Origin of the sequence: Flexivirga endophytica (genome assembly GCF_014640635.1) — a bacterium.
In the GTDB taxonomy this organism is placed as follows: domain Bacteria; phylum Actinomycetota; class Actinomycetes; order Actinomycetales; family Dermatophilaceae; genus Flexivirga; species Flexivirga endophytica.
This window is the reverse complement of sequence record NZ_BMHI01000001.1, coordinates 987,138-1,011,959: the sequence shown is the minus strand read 5'-3', so window position 1 is coordinate 1,011,959 and position 24,822 is coordinate 987,138. Positions and strand designations below refer to the sequence as shown.

Here is a 24,822-nt window from a genome sequence, read left to right as displayed (position 1 = left end):
CTCCTCTCGGCAGCCGTGGGCTGTCTGGCTCTAGTGCCCGCCCGAGCGGGCTCGCGCGGCGGCATACCCTGCGGCGAACACGCTGATCAGCGCTGCGGCGACCGAGACGACCGTCCCACCGGCGGGCAGCAGCTTCGACCAAGAGGCGCCGCCTGCGAGTGCCAGCACATCCAGCACCTCGTCGTCGCCGCCGATGCGCGGTGCTGGCACGGGGGCGGGCGTGGTGATTGTGGGTCCCGCGACCGGTGCGTCCTGTGGTGCGGCCGGGGCGGTCTGGGGTGCGATCGCGGTGCCCGGACCGCTCTCGGCGGCGACCATCTCCTGCAGTCGCTGCGCGAACAGGCCCATCAGTGCCCCGCTGACATCGGCCAGGACTCCGCGCCCGAACTGCGCCACCTTGCCGGTCAGCGCCAGGTCGGTCTCCACCGTGACCCGAGTGCCGGTCCCTGAAGGGTTCAGGTGCGCGGTCACGGTTGCGGTGGCATCACCTTGACCGCGGGAGTCCTTGCCGCGAGCGAGTAAGACGGCCCGCCGGGCCGACTCGTCGAGTTCGGTGAATTGGGCGACACCTTTGTACTGCGCGGTGATCGGCCCCACCTTGATCTTCGCCTGACCGTGAAACTCGTCGCCGTCAACGGAGGTGATCGACGCGCCGGGTAGGCATGGTGCCACCTTCTCCACGTCGGTCAGCAGGGTCCACGCCTGCTCCGGGGGGAGTTCGACCTCGAACTCATTCACCAGTTGCATTATTCACTCCTTGATCACACTCGGTCGCCGGTCGGCGACCCAAGCCCACACTCACAGTCCGGCCCGCGACACGTCGGGCAGCCCGAATCGGAACCGGCTGGCGCCGGGCGGGAAGTCGCCGCCGTGTTGCAGCGCCTGCCCCATTGCCTGAACCTTCGCAAGGTAGGCCCGCCCGACAGCGAGCCGCTCCGGCTCCCAGGCTCTCAGTGCGGCCGCGACGTCGCCATCGGCTTCGGTCAGGTGATCGGCGAGACGCCAGGCATCATCGGCAGCCTTGGCTGCTCCTGCCGCCGCGTGCGGTCGCGGTGTGAAGGCCGCATCGCCGATGAGCGCAACGTTGCCCACCGCCATCGTGTCGACCTGCGCGTCGGTCACGCTGGTCAAGAACGGCTCAGGCACCCGCTCAATTAGTTCGCGGAAGGGGCCCGATAGCTGCGCCCGGGCACGACCGCGCAACTCTTGGAGAGTCTCGGCGGCCAGGTCCGTGTAGCGCACCGACACCGGTCGGCGGTGCCCGGAGGAATCGGTCATCAATGTGTCCAATTCCGGCCCGGCGGGCACGTTCCAGTACCACTGGAAATTCAACCGCGGTCGGCCGGTGAGCCGCCCCTCGGCCGTGACCTGCGGGATCGGGTAGGCGATGAGGTGGCTGTCGGGCAGCAGCCCGTAGGTGAACGCGTCGCTGAAGAATTCCCACGTGGCCTCGGACACGTCATTGTGGTCGACCATGCCGCGCCAGGTCAGGTAGCCGGCATACTCCGTTTGGACACCGAGCAGCTGGCTGCGTGCGACCGAGCCGCCTCCGTCCGCGCACACGATGAGGTCCGCGGTGACGCTGCTGCCGTCGGCGAACTGGCACCGGGTTTTGCCGGACTCGTCGGTGAGTCGGGTCAGCGCGTGACCCAGGTGGTAACGCTCGGATCCGAAAGCGTCGAGCAGCTTCTGGTAGATCGCGTTGTATGCGGTGAAGCGCCACGACGCATCGACTTGCCCGCGCAAGTGCGCGGTCGTCGCGTCGTAGTAATGCATGGCCGAACTCGGCACGCTCACATCGTCCAGCGTCCCGTCAGTGCGCTCCAGTAGGTAGCGCACCAGTTCGGGCTGCACCACGATGCCGGTGCCGAAGCCGGACAACGGCTGCGGCGTGCGTTCGTAGACGTTGACGTTACACCCGATGTCGCGCAGGACGTTGGCGGCGGTGAGGCCAGCGATCGATCCACCGACAACCGCGACGGTCGGCATACTCATGACACCCTCCTTCCGGGAGAATTCTGTTTTCAGTTGGTCCGCAGGGGCATCGCGAGCGGCCGGATCGGCGCACCGGAAGCACCCCGCAACCGGATCGGCGCCGCGACGAGGCAGAACTCGGTGACGCCGTCGCGTGCCAGCTCCTCCAGGTTCGCCAGCTCCAGCATGGGCACACCCGCCTCTGCCAGGAAGTGGCAATGTCCCGGTAGCCAGTTGTCGTCGTGCTCTGACGGGCCGACCTCGATGCATTCCTGGTCGGAGGCGATGATCGCGATGCCCTGGTCGGTGATCCAGCGGGCCGTGTCGAGGCTCAGCCCGGGAGGGTTCCCGAGCACCTTGGCGCCATCCGGCCAGTAACGCATCCGGCCAGTGCGGACGAACGCGACGTCTCCGTCGCCGAGGGTCAGCCCCGCCGCATCCAGCGCCCGCTGGCAGTCTTCGACGGTGATGGCGTAGGAGTCTGGCAAGCAGTCCACGCCCTTCAGCCCGGCGATGTCGAGCAACACCCCGCGGGTGATGATCGGCGGGATGACTTCCACCCCAGCCTTGGTCCAGGCACGTGAACCGAGGTTCTCCTCGACGGTGAAGTTGTTGTAGATCTTCCCGTCTACGCCGAAATGGTTGAGCGCGTCAATGTGCGTGCCGGTGTGCGTGTACATGAAGATGACGTCGCCCGAATAACACACGTGCCGGTTAGTCTCGTCGGGTTGTCCGTTGAGGTTGTCGACCGCCGTGCCCTGCGGCGTGTGGCTCATGTAGATCTGGTAAGAGGGATCACCGGCGGCCTGGAAGCTCGGCATACCGACGAAGTAGTCGATGCTCAGGTCATAGACAGTGGAGGCGTCAGCGCGGGCCAGCAGCGCGGCGCCGCGCACCGGGTCGAGCTTGTTCAGCGCGCCCTTCTCGTCATCCGGGCCGTATGGGCTCGTCGCGACCTCGATGCCGGCTCGCCGCGCCACCTGGGTCATCACGCCTCCCGCACGAAGTCGACGACAGCGCGCTCGGACAGCAGCGGCAGCAGGTCCCCCAGCAGTTCGACGTGCGCGGGATGGTCGGAGTAGGTGTCCAGATCCGCCCAGTCGTCGAAGTCGGTGATCAGCGCGCCGTCCCACGGGTCGCCGTTGTCGCCGGGATCCCCGGTGTGTGCGCCGATCTCGAAAGAGCGCACCACGTCGACTTTGGTGGAGAAGTCTTTCAGCAGCTCGATCGCGCGAGCGTTGTCGGCTCCCTCCGCGACTTTCCAGGCGAACACGTGTCGGATCATGGGGCACTCCTTGCTCGAAGTTCAGGGGACCGCCGCAGCGGTGCTGCCAGTCTCCGGTTCCGGGCTCCGGCACGCCACTTCATGCTCCGACAAGATCCGGCTGGGCTTTGCCGGAATGCTGAGAGTCCCGATCTGCACCCCAGCCCTAGCGTGTGGTTATGAGCACTGACCCCCGCCATGCACCGCTGTTCGAGCCGATCACGGTTGGCCCGAAGACATTTCGGAACCGGTTCTACGTCGCACCGCATTGCTCCGGGCTCGGCGTCGAATACCCGGGCGCGCAGGCCTACCTACGCGGCATGCGCGCCGAAGGTGGCTGGGCAGCCGTCAACACCGAGTATTGCGCCGTCGACGCCGAGAGCGACGACGCACCCTGGGTGCAGGCCCGACTGATCGACCGGCGCGATGAAGCCAACCTGAGTCTGATGGTCGACCGGGTCCACGAATTCGGCGCGTTGGCCGGCGTGCAGTTGGTCTATATGGGCCCTGATCACACTGGGTTCGTCACACGGCTACCCGCGGGGGGCCCTTCGCAAATGACCAGCGCAATGTCCGGTCACTCCTGCTACGCGCTGGACAAGAACGACATCCGGCGGATCCAGCGATCCTACGTCGACGCCGCGATCCGGGCTCGAGACCTCGGCTTCGACCTGGTACAGGTGGCGGCTCGAGAAGGGTTCTCCCTGCCGCTGCAATTCCTGTGGCGTTACTGGAACCATCGCACAGACGAATACGGCGGGTCGATCGAAAACCGCACCCGCTTCTGGCGGGAGACCATCGAGCAGGTCCGGGAGGCGGTAGGTACCGATTGCGCGATCGTCGCCGGGCTCTGCCTTGACCAGTTCAGCGACGATTCCGAGCAGGCGTTCAAGGTTGCCGATGACGGGGTGGCCGTCGTCGAACTGCTCGACGGGCTGGTCGACCTGTGGGACATGCAAGTGGGTCATCTGGAGGACGACGTCAGCTCCTCGCGCTTCTTCGAGCCGTTCTGGCAGCGCAGCTACATAGAACAGGTCCGGCCTTACGCCACCAAACCAATCGCTGCCGTCGGCCGGTTCACCGACCCGGAACTCATGGCCCGGGCTGTCAAGGACGGCGTGATCGACATTATCGGCGCGGCGCGGCCAGCCATCGCGGACCCGTTCATCCCGACCAAGATCCGGGAGGGCCGCGCCGACGACATCCGAGAATGCATCGGCTGCAATATCTGTGTGTCCCGTTTCAACAACGGCGGCGGGCGAATCGTGTGCACCCAGAACGCCACGGTTGGCGAGGAATACCGCCGCGGTTGGCACCCCGAGCGGTTCAACCCGTCGGAGCGCGCTGAGGACGCCATACTCATCGTCGGTGCCGGCCCGGCCGGGATGGAGTGCGCCCGGGTGCTGGGCGAGCGCGGCTTCGCGAACGTCCACCTGGTCGAGCGCGAGACCGGGATAGGCGGCCACGTCAATTGGGTGTCGCAATTGCCCGGCCTTCGCACTTGGCGGCGGCTGGTCGAGTATCGGGAGGCGCAGCTCGCGAAGCTGAACAACGTCACGGTCCTCACCGGCACGTCGATGGGCGTCGATGACGTCTTGGAGTATGGCGCCCAGACCGTGGTCGTCGCCACCGGAGCCGACTGGGACGGCAGCGGGACCAGCCCGGAAACGCACGCCCCGCTTCGAGGCGCGGCCGAGCACCCAGAGTTGGTGTTCACGCCCGAGGACCTGATGGTGCGCGCGTGCGAGGTGCCCGGCGATTCGGTACTGGTGTACGACTGCGACGGCTACTTCATGGGCTCCAGCATCGCCGAGAAGCTCGCAATGGACGGCAAGCAGGTCACGCTCGTGTCTCCCGCCGACCAGATCGGGTCCTACCTGTTCTTCACCGACGAAGGCGGTCACGCAATGCACGCACTGCTCGAGCTCGGAGTAACACTGGTGCCCAGTCACGTCGTCACCTCCGTCCGGCCGGGCATGATCACGGGACACCACAGCTACCACCCGGGTCGCGAGATGAGCTGGTCCGCGGACAGCATCGTCCTGGTCACTCAACGTCGCTCACGCAACGATCTCTACGAACGACTCACAGCGGACCCCGAAGCGCTGCGAGCCCACGACGTCGAGCGTGTACTGCGAATCGGTGACTGCGTCGAGCCGCGGGTGATCGCCGAGTCGGTATTCGACGGTCACCGGCTGGCGCGGGAGATCGACTCACCGAACCCTGCCGAGCCGCTGCCGTTCATCCGCGAGCAGCGGATCCTCGGCTGGCACGAGGAGGACTACGACGGCGAACTGCGTGGCCTCATCCCACTGACCCCGGTGTCACGCCCACGGCCGGAGGTGGCTCCCCGATGACACGACCGACAACGGTCGGGTTCTCCCGGACGCAGGTGCGCCAGCTGACCGCGACCCCCGCTGCCTGTCGGTCCTACTGGCTGCAAGACGCGCTCCGCACCGAACCGCAGCTTCTGGCGCGGCCCACGCTTCGGGGAGACGTCCGCGCAGACGTGTGCATCGTGGGCGGCGGCTACACCGGGCTCTGGACCGCCCTGGAGCTGCTGCGCCGCGACCCGTCGATGAGCGTCGTCCTTCTCGAGGCCTCCGTGTGCGGTGCCGGCGCGAGCGGCACGAACGCCGGCTTCGCCATGAACCTGTGGCCGAAGCTGCCCGCACTGATCGCCCATGGCGGAACTGACGAAGGTCCCACGGTGGCGCGCGCCTCGAAGGAAGCCGTCGACTACCTCGTCAGCTTCTGCGCCGACCACGACATCGACGCGCAGTCGCGTCAGACCGGCTGGCTGTGGGCATCCACGAACTCCAGCCAGGATGCCTCCTGGGACGAATCCGTCGAAGCTGCAACCAAATTCGACGGCTCACCGTTCACGGTCGTCGGCGCGCAGGACGCAACCACAAAGGCTGGCTCCCCCCTGCGGGGCGGCGTGCTGGACGACACCTGTTATCAGGTGCATCCCGGCCGGCTGGTGCGCGGGCTCGCTCGCGTCGCCCAAGAGTTGGGTGTCGTCATACACGAGCAGTCACCGATGGTGGAACTCGAGCGCCGCCCTGGAGGCACCCGGGTGCGCACCGCCTCAGGATCGGTGGATGCCGAGACCGTGGTGCTTGCTGTCAATGCCTGGGCGGCGAGGATGCCGCAGTACCGACCGCACCTGTTGATGACCGCATCGGACAACGTTGTGGTGCGGCCCCGGGCTCCGTGGCCGACGACGACCATGGTTTCCGACTCCGGCCGGCTGCTGAACTACTGGCGCACGATGCACGACGGAAACGTGCTCTTCGGCAAGGGCGGCACTGGCTTGGGATATGGCGTGCGAAGCGCCAGCACACTCTTCGGCCCGGTGCCGCAGCTGAGCCGACTGCGCAGCCAACTGGCCGCAGCCGTGCCCGCGTTGGCCGACGCTGAGATTCTATCGAATTGGCGTGCTCCTGTTGAGTATTCGCTGTCCTCGTTGCCGTTCTTCACACAGGTGGACGACCACCCGGGAGTCTATTGCGGCACGGGCTATTCCGGCGACGGCGTTGGGCCCTCGGTCCTCGGCGGGCGCATCCTGGCCAGCCTTGCCACTGGCACTACCGACGAACTGTCGACGTCGTTCTTGACCCGCCCACCCGCAGGCCGAGGCCTGCCGCCTGAACCAGCCCGTTTTCTCGGTGGTCAACTCGTCAAGACCGCATACCTGCGTCGTGATCGTCTCGAGGCAGCTGACCGCGCCTGCGATCCGTTGACCGGCCTGCTCACGCGCGTGGATCCAACGTCTTTCGTCGGCTGACTGGTCTGCTCATGGACGTCCGCCACTTGCGATATTTCGTCGCCGTCGCCGAGGAACAACACTTCACGCGCGCCGCAAAACGACTGACGATCGCACAGGCCACGCTCTCGGCGGGGATTCAACGACTCGAGACTGAACTCAACGTGCAACTGCTGCAGCGCAGCACCAGGACCGTCACACTCACCCCGGCTGGTCGGTTCTATCTCGAACGGGCGCACCTCATCCTCCGCGACATCGACGATGCCTCTGACAACGCGCGTCGTGTTGCGGCTGGGTCGGTAGGGCGCCTCGTTGTTGGTTGCGTCGAGTCCGTCACGTATGCGCTGTTGCCAACGCTGTCGCGTGCCCTGGCAAGTCAACTGCCTGCAGTGGACTTTGCATACCGGGGTGAAATGCTGGCATCCGACCAGGCCGTAGCGCTGCGCGACGGAGCCATCGACATCGCCGTCCTGCGACCGCCAGTGGATGACTTTGGCCTGACGGTGATCCCCGTCCGACGAGACCGGCTGCTGGTCGCACTCCCCCGCGGGCACCACCTCGCTTCAGCCCCACGCGTGCGCTGGAAGCAGCTCGCCGGGAGTGACCTGATCGTGCACTCCGCCGACCGCCGATCAGTGATCTTCGACGTGGTAACCGGGCTGATGCACGATTCTGGGATCGAGCCGGACATTAGCCACGAAGTTGGCGAGATATCTACCCTCATAACGCTCGTCGCCGGAGGTCTCGGCATTGCTGTGGTGCCCGAGCCCGCCACCACGTTGAAGGTCGACGGCGTCGTCTATCGTCCACTCGTCGCCCCGGCGGCAACGGTTGACCTTGCTATCGCCCATCAGAATGACCGCCGTGAGGCGTACCTCACCCGTGCCGTTGAGACGATTCGCCGCATCGTTTGAACCCGAGTCCAGCCCACACGGTCGTAGGTGAAGACACTCGAGGCCCTTCCTGAGTTGGGGCGCACGACAGCCCGACCATGCGGAGCTCATAAAGCGTACGAACAGCCGGCCCGCGGCCTGCCTATCGACAAGAAGCCGGAGTACTTGTGCGCCCGATGCGGCGTCATCCGTGAAGTCGGTTACGACCAAACCACGACACGAGTTGGCAGACCAGTGCGTTAGGTCATACCCAGTCGACGGACAAGTACTTCGTCTCCAGGAACGCCTCGAGTCCAGCCCGGCCACCCTCTCGCCCAACTCCGCTCTGCTTCGTTCCACCGAACGGCGCAGCCGGGTCGGAGATCATGCCACGGTTGATCGCGACCATGCCGGCATGGATACGTTCGCCAAGTCGTACGGCCTGCCCCAGCTCGCCGAAAACGTATGCGGCCAAACCAAACTCGCTCCCGTTCACGAGACTGAGCACGGCGTCGATGTCACGCCACAGGACGATCGGGGCGACCGGCCCGAAGATCTCCTCCTGCACCAACGCCGCATCCGGCGAAACGCCGGTCACGACTGTCGGCGGGTAGAAGTAGCCACCGCTGCGCAACTCATCGCGGAGTGGTGCACGATGCGCCACACGCGCGCCGTGGCTCAGCGCATCGGCGACCAGGCCCTCGACTTTCTCCACCGCTTCACGTGACACCAACGGTCCGATCTCCGCGCCGTCTGCTGCCGAACCGACGACCAATGCCTCTACCGCCGCACCAAGGCGAGCCGTGAATTCCTCTGCCACTGACTCATGCACAAAGAAGCCGTTGGCAGCGGTGCATGCCTGCCCTCCGTTGCGGAACTTGGCAATCATCGCTCCCTCAACGGCCGCGTCAAGGTTCGCGGACTCGGTGATGACGAACGGTGCGTTGCCGCCGAGCTCCATGGACGTATTCACAACCCTGTCGGCCGCCCGGCGAAGCAACTCGCGTCCCACACGGGTCGAACCCGTGAAGGAGATCTTGCGCACGCGGGGGTCACTCAGCCAGGTCTCGACAACGCCTGCCGCATCCGTACTTGGCACCAGATTCACGACGCCCGCGGGCACGCCAGCCTCAGCGATGAGCCGCGTCACCGCGATCGCAGTCAGCGGCGTCTCGGCGGCGGGCTTCAACACCACCGTGCAGCCAGCCGCAAGAGCCGGTGCAATCTTCCGAGTCGCCATCGCCGCCGGAAAGTTCCACGGCGTCACCAATGCAGCGACCCCGACAGGCTCGTGCGTGACGATCGTCCGTGACCCGCCGGCTGGTGCTGCGCCGAAGCCACCGCCGGGACGAACAGCCTCCTCGGCGTACCAGCGGAAGAACTCCGCTGCATAGCCGACCTCAGCACGAGCGTCCGCACGAGACTTACCATTCTCCAAGCTGATCAGTTCCGCGAGCTGGTCGCTATCGCGCAGCATCAGGTCGCGGACCTTGCTCAGCATCGCGCTGCGCACCCGTGGCGGGGTCGAAGCCCACGATATGAACGATGCTGCGGCGGAATCGACAGCAGCAGTGGCGTCACTCGAGCTACCGTCGGCGACCTGGGCGATCACCTCCGAAGTCGCGGGGTCATCGACCGCGAACGTCCCCGATGCACCAGCAACCCACTCGCCATTGACGAATACTCCCTTCTTCGCGTGTAGTTCTTCTACGACAGGGGACGCGTAACCAGGCGCTGGTTTGCTCACGGGACTCACTCTCAGGCAAGACGGCAGATGGCCTACCGGGTCTTAGGTAGCTCGGACCCTACGACGTCAACTATGTGAAAAGTGATCGATGCTGTCCAACGCCTATATGGCACTATTCTCATGCCCCATGGACATGAAAGAACACGGACAGTCCCGTGACACCTGAGCTGCGCCGCCTTCGTTACTTCGTCGCAACCGTGGATGCCGGCTCGGCCACCCAGGCTGCGCGACTCCTGCACGTCACCCAGCCCGTACTATCCCGGCAGCTCCAACTGCTACAGAAGGAAATCGGGCTACGCCTATTCACTCGAGACGGCCGCAGGTTCCGACTGACGCATGCCGGCGAGACCTACCTGTTCGGCGTTCGCCAGTTGCTTCAGCAGGCAGACCGGCTCGATAGCAGCGCCGCATCACTGGCTTCTGGAAGGCTCCAAGACCTTCATCTCGCCGTTCCGGCGACCACGCTCACGGACGTCATCGCGCCGTTTATCGCAACACTCGACTCCACAGATCCTGTTCCGATGCTGCGCTCCCTCGACCCCCGAGGCGCAACAGCCGCGATCGCTGATGGCGCAGACCTCGCCATCGTGCACAGGCCACCACCACGCAGTCTCGCCTCGCGGCAAATCGCGGCACTACCGATATGGGCACAAGTGCCGTCCCAGGATCCACTCGCAACGCACGAGTCTGTGGATCTTAAGACACTCGCAGAGCGCACGCTTGTGCTCCTGACCGAGGACTTTCGACCGCGCACACTCCTGAACCAAGCCATGGAGTCGGTCGAGATCGCATACTCGGACTTCATCGAATGCACGAATGCCCAAGTTGCACAGGCCCTTTCGGCGGCCGGCCGTGGGGTTGCCGTGGTCTCCGACGATACACGCTTCGAGTTGGTCGCCCGGCCGATCGCAGGCCTACACGGTCCGGTCACCCTCCGGCTCTACGCAGCGTGGGATCGCCGCCACCACGCAGCCGAAACGATCGCTGCGCTGGTGGACCGGATCGCCGAGTTCTGCATCGAACGTTACGACCCGACCACCGGGCCCGCTTGACCATCATTGAGCGTCGGATGGAATGAGGCTTCCACGGTCGGCGGGCTGCCGGTATGTCCTCCTGGTGCGGTGACAGGATCGCATCGATAACGCCGCCCGCGAATTCCCCACTGTCGTGGATCCTGCGGAACGCCAATAGGACTTCGACGCCATCGAGATCGACGACTCGGCCGCTGTAGAGCCCGGGTCCGATTGGGTTGACCGCTACATTGATGCGGATGTCCCGATCTGCCGGGGCGATCCAGGTGCCGGACTTCCCTCCGCCGCCCTGCGTCCGACATGCTGTGAGTGTCGCGACATGGGCCGAGAACATGACGAATTCCTGCCTGTCCAGGACGATGCGCTGGAGCACCTCCAGTTTCCGAACCGCGCACCGGGTGATGTCAGCGGCGGCCGAACCGACCAGTGGAGGTCGCACGGCCAACGACTCCTCGATCGAAGAGTTCACCGGTCTTGGCGCGCGGTGATGAAAATGTGTCAGATGTCGCCGTCGTGGTAGACCCAGGGGTCACACCGGACTTCCACCGGCCAGTCGGAGTCACCGAGCTTCTCGTGCCAGCGGGCGTCGGCACGGATCTCGATCGACGGCTCTTTCCGCCAGGTGAACAAGTCGTCCGTCACCTGCGCCGTGATCACTTCGACATTGGCGACTTCGCCCTCTGCGAGAACCCTGGTGCGGCGTAGAACACTACGATCCGCCCTCTCCCGCTGACAACGGACCCGGTCCACGTCGCCGTCGCGTCAAGAGCGCAATGACCACCGGGCGCCAGCACCGTGCCGTGTTCGGTCCAGTCGCGCAGGTCGCTCGAAGTAGCTGGGCGATGGTCGCAGCCGGTGGCGAAGCTCGGGGTCCCCGAGCGACTTCGGCGTCTGCAGGTAGAAGAGGCTGATGTAGGTCGCTGGCGCGCACGTGCCAGACCCAGCGGCCGGTGGGGTCGCGCATGCTGGTGGCCAGTTGCACGGCCTCGTGCTTCCACTCAACGCCGAGCTGCGCTGGACCGGCCGAGGCGATCATGGCAGCGTCCACGGACCAGCGGTCCGTTGTCCGCATCCAGCACCGAATGACCCATGAAGGGAAAGATGCGCGATGGTCGGGGTAACGGAAGATATCGCCCACATCCGTGGTGCCAGTCCCGGGTCGGCCCCCTAGGAACCGGACATGACCAACCACCAACGGCGCGCCTTCGGCAACCTGATCCTGCTGTGGTAGCGCCCACCACGAGACAGTCGACGGACGCCACGCGCAGAATTTCCTGCGGAGACCCTTCATCCAGTGGAAGAAAACGAACGAACCTTCTGACGGCATCGAGGCGCCAGTTCTAGGCCGGCCCGCGGTGAGGAGCGTCCTCACTCGGTCCGAAGCGATCTCGCACTGCGCGCAGAACTTCTCGAACGCGTAAGCGTCGCCACGATGGTGTCGCCTGACGCTGTCATGAGCACGAGAGGCACAACTCGACCTTCAGATGCTTGGAAGGGGAAACCACCATGTCAACGCATCCCACTGCACGCCGCCAGTACGAGTCACTCGCCGAAGCTGCAGAGCGCACGGGCCTGAGCACTCGGACGCTCCGCCGACGAATCGCCGCGGGCCAACTCCCCGCGTACCACAGCGGCCCACGAGTTCTCCGCGTCGACCCAGCTGACGTCGACCGATTGATGCACCTCGTCCCAACAGTTCAGCAGGTGGCTTTGTAGGTGAGCCCCGAGAGCGTTTGCCGGTCAGTTCTGAGAGCAGTGCACCCCCGGGTCGGCGTGCAAATGTAGATAAGTTTCGGCAGCACCTGTGACCGAGCCACGAGATGGCGGCCAGTGTCCGCGCCACCGCAGCTGTCGGCAAGATTGATCCTGGGTCATCACCGTTTGACGATCCATCACCGGTGACGCCGCAGGTCACAGCTCCATCCAGATGCGAGCTGACGTTCGTCGTCCCGTGGGAGTTGTCCGGCTGCCGCAACCGGGACAGGGACGTCCTACGGCACGCGCGGTGCACATCTCGAAACAGTCCTCGCCGGTCACCTTGCTCTGAGCTTGCGGGGGGAACACCTGGTCAGCGGGAGCCGCCCACTGACATCCAATCGGCGACATACCCAGGTGCTGTCGAAACTCATCGGCAAACGCTCTCAGGTCTCACCTACAAAGCCAAGCAGGTCTAGACCAGATCTAGACCTGGCGCCGACCACGTCGCACATTGCCGGTACTCGCCGAGAACGTAACGCCCACTAGCTCGCATCCGCGAACAAACGACACGCGGTCGAATCGGTCGATCTCGGCGCAGAACCTGACGATGAGTCAGTACGAGGACACAAGCGTGGTCGCCAGCGAGGTCAAAGATATGCGCCGCAGCTACGTCACCCGCGCGACGCAGGATGTACATGTAGGCATCGGCTCCTGACCACGCTCTTAAGTGCGAAGCCGTCGGTAACCACCATGATCTGGTTTCCCGGAGTCAAGTTTCGACTCACACACACCGGCAGGGACGCTTGGTGCTGCATGGCCGCCGCAGGGCCGGCCACACGGGAGCGAAAGGTGACGTACCCAATATCGCCAGACCGGTATGCGATGGCGGGCAGGTTTGTGCCTGCCAGGCGCTCTCAGTTCGACGCCGTGACGTACTCGACGTCGACCCCGCGTTTTAAGCTAGACAAAGCGTGTGTGCGACCGCGAGAGACGTTCGGAGCCGCGTAACGTCCGCGCGTACGGCGGCGTTCTCCCGCCCGGAACTCGTGTCACCCCCGGGACTCGCAACCGAGCTGACGGTCAACTTGGGCGACCCCGTCCCGAAGTCTCCGCCGGCGCGAGTTCATACGAATCGCCGTAGTGTGCTGCCTCTCTCGTTGTCGTCATCAGCTCGCGGGCTGCGGGCCAACGCAGTGCGGCGTCTTCGTGGTGCTTCCTGCGCAAGCTACGGCGAAGGGCTGCCCTGTAATCGGCCGCGGGCCGCCACGTGACCTCACCGCCGCCAGTGACCCCGTGGGTGACCTCGACAGCTATACAAACAGCCCCTGACCTCGCGTTACCGCAGGTCAGAGGCTGTTTCGTGCTGGTGGACGATACTGGGATCGAACCAGTGACCTCTTCCGTGTCAGGGAAGCGCGCTACCGCTGCGCCAATCGTCCTAGCGATATGTACTGCAGAGCGGACAACCGGGCTCGAACCGGCGACCTCAACCTTGGCAAGGTTGCGCTCTACCAACTGAGCTATGTCCGCCTGTCAACCTCGACTTCGTCAGTCAGGGCAACGGATAAGAACTCTATCCGACACCCTGCCCAACCTCCAAAACGGGCCTCTCGGAACGTTTCAGCAGTCCAGGTAACGAGGTGGAGACGGGATTTGAACCCGTGTAGACGGCTTTGCAGGCCGTTGCCTCGCCTCTCGGCCACTCCACCGCGTGTCCCCGGTCTCGAGCCTCACGAGGAGGCTCGAGAACCGTGAACCAGAGCGGACAACCGGGCTCGAACCGGCGACCTCAACCTTGGCAAGGTTGCGCTCTACCAACTGAGCTATGTCCGCCTGCTGCCTGACGCGAAACCGCGTCGTGCACGAGCCGAAACATTAGCCGATCGCGCGCCGGGAATCCAAACGGGGTTCGTCCGGTGTGGCGTCCTCCGCCAAGACCGGTTCCGGTATGGCGCGGGACCTGCGTCGCTCGGCGCTCTCCACGCGGGTGACCGGCAGTTTCAGGCGGCCCGTTTCGGTCTCGACCGTCTGCTCCCGCAACCGGGTCACTCCGTCGCCGATCCACTCGATGGCGCGCTCGTGCACCGGGGTGCGCTCCGGTGCACGCCACAGTCGCACGGACGCGGAATTCAGCGCTGCACCGATCAGCACCGCGATCCCGAGGAAGTACAGCCAGGTCATCACCACGATCGCTGCTGCGAGCGGGCCGTAGATGCTCGCGCTGTGGTCCCCCACCGACCGGCCGAGGAACCAGCGCAACATCATCGACGCCACCACCCAGATCGCCAGGGTCAGCACTCCGCCCGGCAGATGTCGCAACCACGGCAACCTGCCCGGTGTCGCGATGTGGAAGAAGGTCGCGAGAGTGAGGATCGTCAGTCCGCCGACCAGTGGCCAGTAGAAGACCATCAGGAAGCGCAGACCCGGAGGCAGCCACCCACTGAGGATGTCCGGACCGATCACGATCAGCGGCACCACGATCGCGCCGAAGATCAACCCGCCGAAATAGAGCGAAAGGCTCAGCATCCGCGCCTGGACGATCCCACGATGCCCGCCGTGTCCGTACATGATCGACACGGTGTCGAGCATGACGTTCAGCGCGCGTGACCCGGACCACAGTGAGAGCAGGAAACCCACCGAGACGACATCCGGCCGACCAGCGCTGAGCGCCGAGTTCACGGTCGGCATGATCACGTCTCGCAGACTCTGCTCGGTCAGGAATCCTGACGCGTAGTGCTCGATGTTGGCCGTGACCTGGCCGACGATGTCCGGTCCGAGCCAGTGGCCGAGGTAACCGACTGCGCCCAGCAACCCGAAGATCAGCGGCGGTAACGACAGCAGTGCGAAGAAGCCGGCTTCCGCCGCCAGACCGGTGACCCGGTGCTTCATGCAGACCCGGAACGTCCCGGCGGCCAACCGCGCCAGCCCCAACAGGCCTGGGACCCGGGACAATTCGTGTCGCAAAGTGCTCTTCACACCCATCGGCACATCCCTGGCCGCGCGGTCTCACCGGTCACTTGACCCAAGGTAGCCGGGTCGGACCGGAATCCCGTGGACCACAATGCCCTTTATGGAAATTTGGCCGGGCAAGCCCTACCCCCTTGGCGCCACGTATGACGGCTCGGGCGTCAACTTCGCGCTCTTCTCCGAAATCGCGGACGGCGTCGAACTGTGCCTGGTCGGTGAGACCGGCGAGGAGACACGCGTGGCGCTGACGGAGGTCGACGGCCATGTCTGGCACGGATATCTGCCCGGCATACAGGACGGACAGCGCTACGGCTACCGCGTGTACGGCCCGCACAATCCGGACGAGGGCGAGCGGTGCAATCCGGCCAAGCTGCTGCTGGATCCCTATGCCAAGGCGTTCGACGGCCAGCTCGACGGTGACGAGTCGCTCTTCAGTTACCGTTTCGAGGACCCCGCCGCCTACAACGAGGACGACTCCCTCGGCCACACGATGCTGTCCGTGGTGGTTAACCCGTTCTTCGACTGGGGCCACGACCGGCCGCCGCGGCACGAATACCACGACAGCGTCATCTACGAGACCCACGTCAAGGGCCTGACGATGACCCACCCGGACGTCCCGGAGGAGATCCGTGGCACGTATGCCGCGCTCGCGCACCCCGCGATCATCGACCACCTCACGGATCTCGGGGTGACCGCGGTCGAACTGCTACCGGTGCACCAGTTCGTGCAGGACAGCAACCTGGTCGACAAGGGTCTGCGCAACTACTGGGGCTACAACACGATCGGTTTCCTCGCGCCGCACAACGAATATGCCGCCACGGGGACCGACGGCCAGCAGGTCAGCGAGTTCAAGGCGATGGTCAAGGCACTACACGAGGCGGACATCGAGGTCATCCTCGACGTGGTCTACAACCACACCGCCGAGGGCAGCGAGCTCGGGCCGACGATCGCCTTCCGGGGCATCGACAACTCCGCGTACTACCGCCTCGTCGACGACGACAAGACGCACTACTACGACACGACCGGCACGGGCAACAGCCTGTTGATGCGCAGTCCTCATGTGCTGCAGCTGATCATGGACTCACTGCGCTACTGGGTGGAGGAGATGCACGTCGACGGTTTCCGCTTCGACCTGGCCGCGACGCTGGCGCGGCAGTTCCACGAGGTCGACAAGCTGTCGGCGTTCTTCGACATCATCCATCAGGACCCGGTGATCTCCCAGGTGAAGCTGATCGCCGAGCCCTGGGACCTGGGCGACGGCGGCTATCAGGTGGGCAACTTCCCACCCCTGTGGACCGAGTGGAACGGCAAATACCGCGACGCGGTGCGCGACTTCTGGCGGGGCGAGGCGGAGGCACTCGCCGAATTCGCGTCCCGGCTGAGTGGGTCCAGTGATCTCTATGCGCACTCCGGCCGCCGGCCGATCGCGTCGATCAACTTCGTCACGGCCCACGACGGCTTCACCCTTCGCGACCTCGTGTCCTACAACGACAAGCACAACGAGGCCAATGGGGAGGACAACAACGACGGCGAGAGCCACAACCGGTCCTGGAACTGCGGGGTGGAAGGCCCGACCGACGACGAGGGCATCAACCGGCTGCGACTGCGTCAGCAGCGCAACTTCATCGCCACCCTGCTGCTCAGTCAGGGCGTTCCGATGCTCGCACACGGTGACGAGCTCGGCCGGACCCAGAGCGGCAACAACAACACCTACTGCCAGGACAACGAGATCTCCTGGCTGGACTGGGAACTCGACGACGACGAGCAGTCACTGCTCGACTTCACCCGCGCGGTGATCGCGCTACGCAGCGAGCACCCGACATTCCGCCGGCGCCGCTTCTTCGAAGGCGACGCCCACCACGGTGGAGCGAGCGACCAGGGCGACATCGAGTGGTACGCACCCAGCGGCACCGAGATGAACGAGCTGGACTGGCGCAACGGCTACGCGCGCACGCTGATGGTCTTCCTCAACGGGCAGGCGATCAGCGCGCCGGACGAACGCGGCCGCGAGGTCGTCGACGACCACTTCCTGCTGCTCTTCAACGGCCACTCCGAGTCGGTGGAGTTCACTGTGCCCATCGACCTGTATGACGGGAAGTGGCAGATCGCCCTCAACACGGCCGAGGACGAGCTGCCTTCGGACTCGACCTACAACCCCGGCGCGGTGCTCGACGTCCCCAGCCGGTCGATGGTGCTGCTGCAGGCAGAAGTCACCGACTGAGCGGCAGTGCCACCTCAGGTCGCAGCCAGCCGCCTCTTCTGCTCGGCGACGTCGAAGTCGGCGTCGGGCCATCCCGGGTCGAGCTCGCGCAGCTTGTCGAGCAGCAGTTGCTGCACCGCGAGACGCGCGTACCACTTGCGGTCGGCCGGCACGACATACCAAGGGTTCTCATCGGTCGACGTCTTGTCGAGCACGGCCTGGTAGGCCTCCTGGTAGTGGTCCCAGTGCTCACGCTCGTCGATGTCGCCCGGGTTGAACTTCCAGTACTTGTCGGGTCGTTCGAGGCGCTCGGCGAGCCGTGCCTTCTGCTCGTCCGCGGAGATGTGCAGCATCACCTTGATGAGGTGGATGCCCTTGTCGTTCGCACTGCGTTCGAAGGTGTTGATCTGGCCGTAGCGTCGGCCCCAGGTCGACGGCGGCACGAGGTCATGGACGCGCACGACCAGCACGTCCTCGTAGTGCGAGCGATCGAAGACGCCGATGTAACCCGGTTCGGGCAGTTCCCGGCGGATGCGCCACAGGAACGGATGACGCCGCTCCTCCGCGGTGGGTGCCTTGAACGCGTGCAACTTCACACCCTGCGGGTCCACCGCGCCTACGACGTGCCGCATGATGCCGCCCTTGCCGGACGTGTCCATTCCCTGAACCACGAGCAGGATCGCGGGACCGTCGCCGTCGCGTCCGCCCGCGTAGAGGCGCTCCTGCAGATCGTCGATCTCGGCCCGCGTCGACTCCATGGCCTCGGCGGCGTCCTGCTTCTTGCCCGAAAAGGCAGGCGTGGCAGTCGGATCCAGGTCGCTGAGCTGAAAGCCCGGCGTAACCCGCAGCGCACTGCTGATCGAGTCGTCCGACGCCCTCTTCGCGTCCTTCTTCTTCGACTTCTTCGCGTTCTTCTTGGCCATGCCACATCGTCGCACACGTCGCGACGGCTCGAGGCCGGACGAGCGCCTGTCAGCCTCGAGCAGAACAGAATTCGGCGACCAGTCGCTCCCAGCGGTCGGGATCGACATTCCACTCACGACAGTGACGCGCCACGTCCCAGGTCTCCAGTTGCACCAGGTCCGGGCGGGCTGCCGCCAACGCCGCCGTCGGCGCATACGGCACGAATTCGTCCACCGCAGAATGGATCAGCAGCATCGGCCTGGACAGCTCGTCCGCGCGACGGACCCAGTCGGTGAGGCGGATGTCGATCGGCTCGCCCAGGCCCGCGGCCTGACCGTGCAACCGGCTGCGCAACAGCCGGGCACCCACCCGTGAGATCAGGCGAGGTAACCGGTGCTCCCCCGCGTGGAAGTCGAGCACCGGCCCCCACGACACCACGGGCGAGTCGAACACGACGCGGTCTACGAGCTCGGCCAGCCACGACCGGTCCAGGAACTGCAGGACGACAGCAGCACCCATCGACCAGCCGAAGAGCTGCACCTCACGGGCGCCGGCCGAGGCGGCATACAGAACGGCAGCCTCCACGTCGGCCCACTCGCTCAGCCCGAGGTGATAGCGGTGATCCGACGAGGCCGGCGATCCGATGTCGTTGCGGTAGCTGGGAACAAGGCTGCTGATGCCGAGCTCGTGCAACACCGGCACGGCCCGTAGTGTCTCACCGCGCAGCGCGCCGCGACCGTGGACGAGCACCGCCCAACGGTCGCTGCCCGGGACACGGTCGACCCAGGTCGGCATCGGACCGAGGGAGGTCTCCAGTGCCACCTCGTCCAGCTCCACCGGCAGCGACGTCGCGGGCGGTCCGCAGAAGTAGTAGCCGTCGAAGCGGGCCTTCCCCGGCCGCAGAGCACCGAAGTCGATGCCGTCGAGTCGACGGGTCACTCGGTCCTCGGAGATGTCGAGCACGTCGCCGAGGCGCGCGTGCGTCTCGAGGTCGTTCTGCCACATGCCGTAACGCCCCGGGGCGATCGAATCCTCGGTGACGGCGAGGGCGACGTGGTGGGCGCCCACCTCGAGAACCGGTGTGTCGTCGACCGGCACCACCGGAGTGACCAGCTGCCGGGCGAAATAGCTCGACACACCGAGGGTCCCACCACCCACCGCGGCGCCGACCCCGGTCGTCACGCCGGCGGCCGGTGCGATGGCCCGGCGAAGCACGCTGCTGTTCATGCGGCCATCGTCGCAGCAGACGGGCACAATGGCCGGATGGACCTGCCGCTGGAGTTGCCGATCACGCCCATGCTCGCCAAGGCCATTGCCTCCGTGCCCGCCGCGGACAGTGTCGACGGCGGACTGACCTACGAGCCCAAGTGGGACGGTTTCCGGTGCATCGTGCTCAAGGACGGCGACGAGGTGGAGCTGGCTTCGCGGGGGTCGAAGCCGCTCACCCGCTACTTCCCGGAGCTCGTCGAGGCAGTCCGCGAGCAGCTACCGGACAAGTGCGCACTCGACGGAGAGGTCGTCGTGCGAGCCGGTGAAAAGGGTTCTGCTCGGCTGAATTTCGAGGCTCTGAGCCAGCGCATTCATCCTGCGGAATCGCGGGTGCGCAAGCTTGCCGAGGAAACTCCCGCGGAGATCATCTTCTTCGACGCATTGGTTGTCGACGGCGAGTCGTTGCTGGACCGGCCGTTCGCGGAGCGTCGTCGCGCGCTGGAAGGCGCACTGCGCTCGGTGGGTGCACCGTTCCACCTGACGCGGGTCACCGACGACCCGGAGATCGCGCAGGACTGGTTCTCCCGCTTCGAGGGCGCGGGACTCGACGGTGTCGTGGCGAAGGCGAAGCTGTCGCCATACCAACCGGGCAAGCGGAGCATGCTCAAGATCAAGCACACCCGCACCGCCGATGCAGTGCTGCTAGGCTACCGGATCCACAAGAGCGGCAACGGTGTCGGCTCCCTCCTGCTCGGCCTGTATGACGACGAAGGCAACCTGCGCAATGTCGGCGGCATCGTCTCCTTCACCGCGAAGCGTCGCCTGGAGCTGATCGACGAACTCGCGCCCCTGGTCGTGCGCGACGACGAGGGCGACGAGGTCCGCGGCGAGACCGACCGGTCCCGGTTCAGCAGCAACAAGGACGTCTCGTTCGTTCGCCTGCGCCCGGAGCGCGTCGTCGAGGTGAAGTTCGACCAGCTCGAGGGCCACCGTTTCCGCCACGGTGTGGGCTTCCTGCGCTGGCGCCCCGACCGCGACCCCGAGTCGTGCCTGATGTCCCAGGTCGACCGAGCTCCGGCATACGACCTGGACGACGTGCTGACGACGGTCGACTGAACCCACCGCCGCGTCTCACAGCGCGGACCCGATTTACCTCATTATGTGATGGATACGTTAACGTCGCGTTATATCCATCCAGAGCGGCCGAGAGATCTGGCTCGTCGACGCCGCAGCAACCACCCGACCGGGCAGGTGCTCATGCCAGGATCGATGGAGGCGCATCTTGTCCGAGTCTGCTGTTGACCCCGACCTGCGGGCGGCGTTCCGCAACGCAGTCTTCAGCACCTGGGTGATCTGCGCCGCCGACGGTCCCCGACCGGTCGGATTCACAGCGATCTCAGTAGTTTCCGTCTCGGTGGAGCCACCGCTGGTGTCCTTCAACCTGAGCAGGACGTCGTCCAGCCGACCGACGATCGAGCGCACCGGTCGTATCTCTTTGCATCTGCTCGCGGACCACCAGGACCACCTTGCGCGCCGGTTCGCCGGAGATCGCCGAGCCAGGTTCGCGAGCAGCGACCACTGGCACTGGCACCCCGACGGGCTGCCGGGACTGCGCGACGTCGCCGTGCGGTTGACCGCCGAGGTCGCCGGATCCTTCGACGCCGGGGACAGCCTGGTCATCACCGCGCGAGTGACCGATCAGCAACGAGGGCAAGGCAATCCGCTGCTGCATCACGCCGGCACCTACCGCGCCCTCGATCACACACCATCCCTTGTTCTCCAGGAGGAGTCTGCATGACCGAGCTGAAGTTCGCCTATTGGGTCCCCAACGTGTCCGGCGGTCTGGTGGTCAGCAAAGTGCCGCAGCGCACCGACCACAGCCCGGCATACAACATCGATGCAGCCAAGGCAGCCGAACGCTTCGGCTTCGACTACGCGCTGACCCAGGCGCGCTACCTCGCCTCGTACGGCGCTGACGCCCAGCACGAGTCCACGTCGTTCTCCCAGTTGCTACTCGCCCACACCGAGCGACTGAAGGTCATCGCAGCGGTCCATCCGGGGTTCTGGCAGCCGGCAGTGCTCGCGAAACTCGCTGCCACGGCCCAGGATTGGAGCAACAACCGCTTGGCGCTCAACGTGGTGTCCGGCTGGTTCAAGAAGGAATTCACCAATCTCGGTGAGCTCTGGCTCGACCACGAGGAACGCTACCGCCGGTCCGAGGAGTTCATCGAGGTGCTCAAGGGTGCCTGGAGCACCGACGACTTCACCTTCCGCGGTGACTTCTACCGGACCCGGGAGCTGACCTTCCGTCCGCAGCCCGCGACTCCCCCGGAGGTCTTCCAGGGCGGCAACTCCACCAGTGCGCGCAGGATGGGCGGCCGCCTGTCCGACTGGTACTTCATGAACGGCGGCTCTCTCGAAGCGATCGCCGAGCAGGTCGAGGAGGTCGAGGGTTACGGCCGCGACCACGGCCGGCGACCTGGGTTCGGGCTGAACGGCTTCGTCGTCGTGCGCGACACCGAGGAAGAGGCACGCCAGGTCGTGCAGGACATCATCGACAACGCCGACGCCGACAAGGTGCGTGACTTCGGCGAGGCGGTCAAGACCGCCGGTGCGTCCACCAGCGACGGCAAGGGCATGTGGGCCGGCTCGGACTTCACGGACCTGGTGCAGTACAACGACGGTTTCAAGACCGGACTCGTCGGCACTCCCGAGCAGGTCGCGCAACGGATCGTCGACTACAAGAAGGTCGGCGTCGACCTGATCCTGGCCGGCTTCCTGCACGTGCGTGAGGACATCGAGCGCTTCGGCACCCAGGTCATCCCGCTGGTGCGTGAGTTGGAGGCCGCCGAAGCAGAGAGCAGGTCTGCGTAGAAGTCACTCGACCCGGTTGCCGTCGGCGTCCCAGTGCTCGGCGACCTTCTTGCTGGGCTGCACCCGAGGCGGCTCACCGGGCATCTTCGGATAGTCCGGCGGGAAGTTGAGTTCGCCGCCGGGCAGCGTCTCCCACAACTGCAGCAGCGGGTCGAGCGGGTATGCCGTCTCGTTCAGGTCGGCCCACGCGTCACCGTCCGCCAGGAAGTCGGGCACTGTCGCGAGGTTGAAGTCGCGCGGGTCGGACACGTCGGCCAGTTGTTGCCAGGTCATCGGCGTGCTGACTCGCGCGCCCGGCCGAGCCCGCAGACTCCAGGCGCTGGCGATTGTGCGGTCCCGGTTGTTCTGGTTGAAGTCGACGAAGATGCGCTCGCCGCGCTCTTCCTTCCACCAGTTGGTGGTCACGCCCCCGTCGCGTCGCTCCAACTCGCGGCCGAATCCTATTGCGGCATGGCGTAATTCCTCGAAAGACCACTGCGGCCGGATCCGCACGTAGATGTGTATGCCGCGGTTGCCGCTGGTCTTGGGATAGCCCTTCATACCGAGCTCCTCGAGCAGCTCGCGAGCGACGTCCGCGACCCGCTGCGCGTCGGCGAAGCCGGTGCCCGGCTGCGGGTCGAGGTCGATCCGCAACTCGTCGGGATGGTCCACGTCCGGACGCCGAACCGGCCACGGGTGGAAGGTGAGCGTGCCCATGTGAGCGGCCCAGACCAGCGACGCCGGCTCGGTCGGGCAGAGCTCCTGCGCGGTGCGGCCGCTGGGAAACGTCACGCCGACCGTCTCGACGTAATCGGGTGCGCCACGCGGCAGGCGCTTCTGGTAGAAGCCGTCGCCGTCGTCGCCATACCCCGTGGACAGGCGCATGCCCTCCCGATAACCGTCTGGCCAGCGCTCCATCGCGGTGGGCCGCTCGCCGACCGCACGCATCAGCGCGTCGCCGACGGTCGCGAAGAACTCACACACCTGGAGCTTGCTGATCTGCGGTGTGCGGTCGGTCGCCTCGTAGATGACGCGATCGGGACTGGAGACGCGCACTTCTCGGTCTCCGACGGTCACCTGCGCGGCTGGTGTCTTGGCCATGGAGGCAGTCTGTCAGTCGTCCCAGACACTCGTGGCCAGCTCGACCACCTCTCGCACCTTGCCCCACTGCTCGTCCTCGGTGAGGATGTTGCCCTCCTCGGTCGACGCGAAGCCGCACTGGGTGGAGATTGCAAGTTGTTGCAGCGGAACGTATTTCGCGGCTTCGTCGATGCGCGCCCTGACCTCGTCCGGTTTCTCCAACTCGCCCGACTTGGACGTGATCAGCCCCAGCACCAGGGTCTGCTTCCCCTTGGGGAAGAAGCGCAGCGGCTCGAAACCACCCGCGCGATCGGAGTCGTACTCCAGGAAGAAGCCGTCATATGGCACCGCGAAGAGATCCTGCGCGACCGGCTCGTAGCCACCCGAGGAGATCCATGTCGACCGGAAGTTGCCGCGGCACACGTGGGTGGTGACCACGAGGTCGTCCGGCTTGCCCTCGAGCACCCGCACGAGGATGTCGCGATAGCGGTGTCCGATGCCGTCGGTGTCGATCTCCCGCTCGGTGCGGGCGCGCTCCAGCTCGTCGTCGCTGCACAGGTAGGCCCAGACGGTGTCGTCCAGCTGCAGGTAGCGGGCGCCCTCGGCGTAGAAGGCAGCGATGGCGTCTCGATAGGTCTGCACCAGGTCGTCGACATACGAGTTGCGATCGGGGTAGTCGGGCGCTGCCAGGTTGGCAGGCTCGACCCGGAAGTCCAGCACCGTCGGTGACGGGATGGAGAACTTCGGCTGCACGCCGCCCGCCTCGGCCACCGACTTCAGGTAACGGAAGTGCTCCAGCATCGGGTGGTCCTTCGGGAACCCGAGCTTGCCCTCGATGCGTACGCCGAGGGCCTTCGTCGTTGCGCCCTGGAAGGGCAGGCTGTGGTCCAGCTCGACCACGGAAACACCGTCGAGCCCGCCGAGGAAGTCGAAGTGCCACCAGGATCGCCGGAACTCGCCATCGGTCACCGCGCGAAGCCCTGCCTGCGCCTCCTTGGCGACGAGGTCGGCGATCTGCTGATCCTCGACGCCGCGCAGATCCTCGTCGGACAGCTCGCCGGCCGCGTGCGCCGCACGCGCCCGCTTGATGGCGTCGGGCCGCAGGAAGGAACCGACGATGTCAGATCGGAAAGGAGGGTTGATCGTCATACCTTCCGACCCTAATGACCGCCGCTGCCTGCGACAGACGATCGGCGCAGCAAGTTCAACGGTTCGTCACTCGCGAACCCCCAGGTAGGGGTAGGAAGTCCCTACA

20 protein-coding genes, 4 tRNA genes and 1 riboswitch are annotated in these 24,822 nt (G+C 65.7%); of the genes, 9 read left to right on the top strand and 15 right to left on the bottom strand.

What is annotated here, in order from left to right; all coding sequences use genetic code 11:
- Nucleotides 1-30: 30 nt before the first annotated feature.
- The 4 genes from IEX71_RS04625 to IEX71_RS04610 are packed head-to-tail and all read right to left on the bottom strand — an operon-like array spanning nt 31 to nt 3,259.
- Complete coding sequence (locus IEX71_RS04625) at nt 31-747, bottom strand: SRPBCC family protein (protein ID WP_188835727.1); 717 nt, start codon at nt 745-747, stop codon at nt 31-33.
- A 51-nt stretch (nt 748-798) separates the two neighbouring features.
- Nucleotides 799-1,995, bottom strand: coding sequence for an FAD binding domain-containing protein (locus IEX71_RS04620; protein ID WP_188835726.1), 1,197 nt, complete (start codon nt 1,993-1,995; stop codon nt 799-801).
- Between the two features lie 29 nt (nt 1,996-2,024).
- Nucleotides 2,025-2,963 carry a cyclase family protein gene (locus IEX71_RS04615; protein WP_188835725.1) on the bottom strand — a complete coding sequence of 313 codons (939 nt, stop codon included), beginning with the start codon at nt 2,961-2,963 and terminating at the stop codon, nt 2,025-2,027.
- A complete protein-coding gene (locus IEX71_RS04610; RefSeq protein ID WP_188835724.1) occupies nt 2,963-3,259 on the bottom strand; it encodes a Dabb family protein in 297 nt (98 codons plus the stop codon). The genes IEX71_RS04615 and IEX71_RS04610 overlap by 1 nt, the downstream gene beginning before the upstream one ends.
- Before the next feature lie 158 nt (nt 3,260-3,417).
- On the opposite strand from IEX71_RS04610, the gene IEX71_RS04605 reads away from it, so the two are divergent.
- Genes IEX71_RS04605 through IEX71_RS04595 form a run of 3 tightly spaced genes read left to right on the top strand, consistent with a single transcriptional unit; the run spans nt 3,418 to nt 7,921 of the window.
- Nucleotides 3,418-5,595, top strand: a complete 2,178-nt coding sequence (locus IEX71_RS04605) for an oxidoreductase (RefSeq protein WP_188835723.1) — start codon at nt 3,418-3,420, stop codon at nt 5,593-5,595.
- Nucleotides 5,592-7,028 carry an NAD(P)/FAD-dependent oxidoreductase gene (locus tag IEX71_RS04600; RefSeq protein ID WP_188835722.1) on the top strand — a complete coding sequence of 479 codons (1,437 nt, stop codon included), beginning with the start codon at nt 5,592-5,594 and terminating at the stop codon, nt 7,026-7,028. Before IEX71_RS04605 ends, IEX71_RS04600 begins: the two co-directional genes overlap by 4 nt.
- A gap of 11 nt (nt 7,029-7,039) precedes the next feature.
- Entirely contained in the window at nt 7,040-7,921 is an 882-nt protein-coding gene (locus IEX71_RS04595) for a LysR family transcriptional regulator (RefSeq protein WP_188835721.1), read from the top strand.
- 223 nt (nt 7,922-8,144) lie between these two features.
- Here IEX71_RS04595 and IEX71_RS04590 read toward each other — a convergent pair whose 3' ends face one another.
- Nucleotides 8,145-9,626, bottom strand: coding sequence for an NAD-dependent succinate-semialdehyde dehydrogenase (locus IEX71_RS04590; protein ID WP_188835720.1), 1,482 nt, complete (start codon nt 9,624-9,626; stop codon nt 8,145-8,147).
- A gap of 155 nt (nt 9,627-9,781) precedes the next feature.
- On the opposite strand from IEX71_RS04590, the gene IEX71_RS04585 reads away from it, so the two are divergent.
- On the top strand, nt 9,782-10,678 hold the full coding sequence (locus IEX71_RS04585) for a LysR family transcriptional regulator (protein WP_188835719.1): 897 nt from the start codon (nt 9,782-9,784) through the stop codon (nt 10,676-10,678).
- Nucleotides 10,679-11,155: 477 nt separating this feature from the next.
- Here the strand turns inward: IEX71_RS04585 and IEX71_RS04580 are convergent, their stop codons facing one another.
- Complete coding sequence (locus IEX71_RS04580; protein ID WP_188835718.1) at nt 11,156-11,314, bottom strand: hypothetical protein; 159 nt, start codon at nt 11,312-11,314, stop codon at nt 11,156-11,158.
- Nucleotides 11,315-12,163: 849 nt separating this feature from the next.
- Between IEX71_RS04580 and IEX71_RS04575 the strand changes: the two genes are divergently transcribed.
- A complete protein-coding gene (locus tag IEX71_RS04575; RefSeq protein ID WP_188835717.1) occupies nt 12,164-12,373 on the top strand; it encodes a helix-turn-helix domain-containing protein in 210 nt (69 codons plus the stop codon).
- A 1,346-nt stretch (nt 12,374-13,719) separates the two neighbouring features.
- Here IEX71_RS04575 and IEX71_RS04570 read toward each other — a convergent pair.
- The 5 genes from IEX71_RS04570 to IEX71_RS04550 all read right to left on the bottom strand — a co-directional run bounded on the left by IEX71_RS04570 (nt 13,720) and on the right by IEX71_RS04550 (nt 15,337).
- Nucleotides 13,720-13,794, bottom strand: a tRNA-Val gene (locus IEX71_RS04570).
- 18 nt (nt 13,795-13,812) lie between these two features.
- Nucleotides 13,813-13,885 (bottom strand) — tRNA-Gly (locus tag IEX71_RS04565).
- A 108-nt stretch (nt 13,886-13,993) separates the two neighbouring features.
- Nucleotides 13,994-14,064, bottom strand: a tRNA-Cys gene (locus tag IEX71_RS04560).
- A gap of 51 nt (nt 14,065-14,115) precedes the next feature.
- A tRNA-Gly gene (locus IEX71_RS04555) sits at nt 14,116-14,188 on the bottom strand.
- A 42-nt stretch (nt 14,189-14,230) separates the two neighbouring features.
- Nucleotides 14,231-15,337, bottom strand: a complete 1,107-nt coding sequence (locus IEX71_RS04550; protein WP_188835716.1) for a YihY/virulence factor BrkB family protein — start codon at nt 15,335-15,337, stop codon at nt 14,231-14,233.
- 88 nt (nt 15,338-15,425) lie between these two features.
- Here IEX71_RS04550 and glgX point away from each other — a divergent pair, with 88 nt between their 5' ends.
- Complete coding sequence (gene glgX, locus IEX71_RS04545; protein WP_188835715.1) at nt 15,426-17,543, top strand: glycogen debranching protein GlgX; 2,118 nt, start codon at nt 15,426-15,428, stop codon at nt 17,541-17,543.
- A gap of 14 nt (nt 17,544-17,557) precedes the next feature.
- Here glgX and IEX71_RS04540 read toward each other — a convergent pair whose 3' ends face one another.
- Complete coding sequence (locus IEX71_RS04540) at nt 17,558-18,445, bottom strand: polyphosphate kinase 2 family protein (RefSeq protein ID WP_188835714.1); 888 nt, start codon at nt 18,443-18,445, stop codon at nt 17,558-17,560.
- Between the two features lie 49 nt (nt 18,446-18,494).
- Entirely contained in the window at nt 18,495-19,652 is a 1,158-nt protein-coding gene (locus tag IEX71_RS04535) for a DUF8805 domain-containing protein (RefSeq protein WP_188835713.1), read from the bottom strand.
- Between the two features lie 36 nt (nt 19,653-19,688).
- On the opposite strand from IEX71_RS04535, the gene IEX71_RS04530 reads away from it, so the two are divergent.
- From IEX71_RS04530 to sfnG, 3 genes are all read left to right on the top strand, one after another.
- Nucleotides 19,689-20,750 carry an ATP-dependent DNA ligase gene (locus IEX71_RS04530; protein WP_188835712.1) on the top strand — a complete coding sequence of 354 codons (1,062 nt, stop codon included), beginning with the start codon at nt 19,689-19,691 and terminating at the stop codon, nt 20,748-20,750.
- 71 nt (nt 20,751-20,821) lie between these two features.
- A riboswitch (SAM riboswitch) is annotated at nt 20,822-20,910 on the top strand.
- Nucleotides 20,911-20,916: 6 nt separating this feature from the next.
- Nucleotides 20,917-21,432, top strand: coding sequence for a flavin reductase family protein (locus IEX71_RS04525; RefSeq protein ID WP_188835711.1), 516 nt, complete (start codon nt 20,917-20,919; stop codon nt 21,430-21,432).
- Nucleotides 21,429-22,508, top strand: coding sequence for a dimethylsulfone monooxygenase SfnG (gene sfnG, locus IEX71_RS04520; RefSeq protein ID WP_188835710.1), 1,080 nt, complete (start codon nt 21,429-21,431; stop codon nt 22,506-22,508). The genes IEX71_RS04525 and sfnG overlap by 4 nt, the downstream gene beginning before the upstream one ends.
- Before the next feature lie 3 nt (nt 22,509-22,511).
- Here sfnG and IEX71_RS04515 read toward each other — a convergent pair whose 3' ends face one another.
- Together IEX71_RS04515 and IEX71_RS04510 are read right to left on the bottom strand one after the other, a co-directional pair.
- Nucleotides 22,512-23,588, bottom strand: coding sequence for a DNA polymerase domain-containing protein (locus tag IEX71_RS04515; RefSeq protein WP_188835709.1), 1,077 nt, complete (start codon nt 23,586-23,588; stop codon nt 22,512-22,514).
- A 12-nt stretch (nt 23,589-23,600) separates the two neighbouring features.
- A complete protein-coding gene (locus IEX71_RS04510; RefSeq protein WP_188835708.1) occupies nt 23,601-24,716 on the bottom strand; it encodes a 5-methyltetrahydropteroyltriglutamate--homocysteine S-methyltransferase in 1,116 nt (371 codons plus the stop codon).
- Nucleotides 24,717-24,822: the final 106 nt, after the last annotated feature.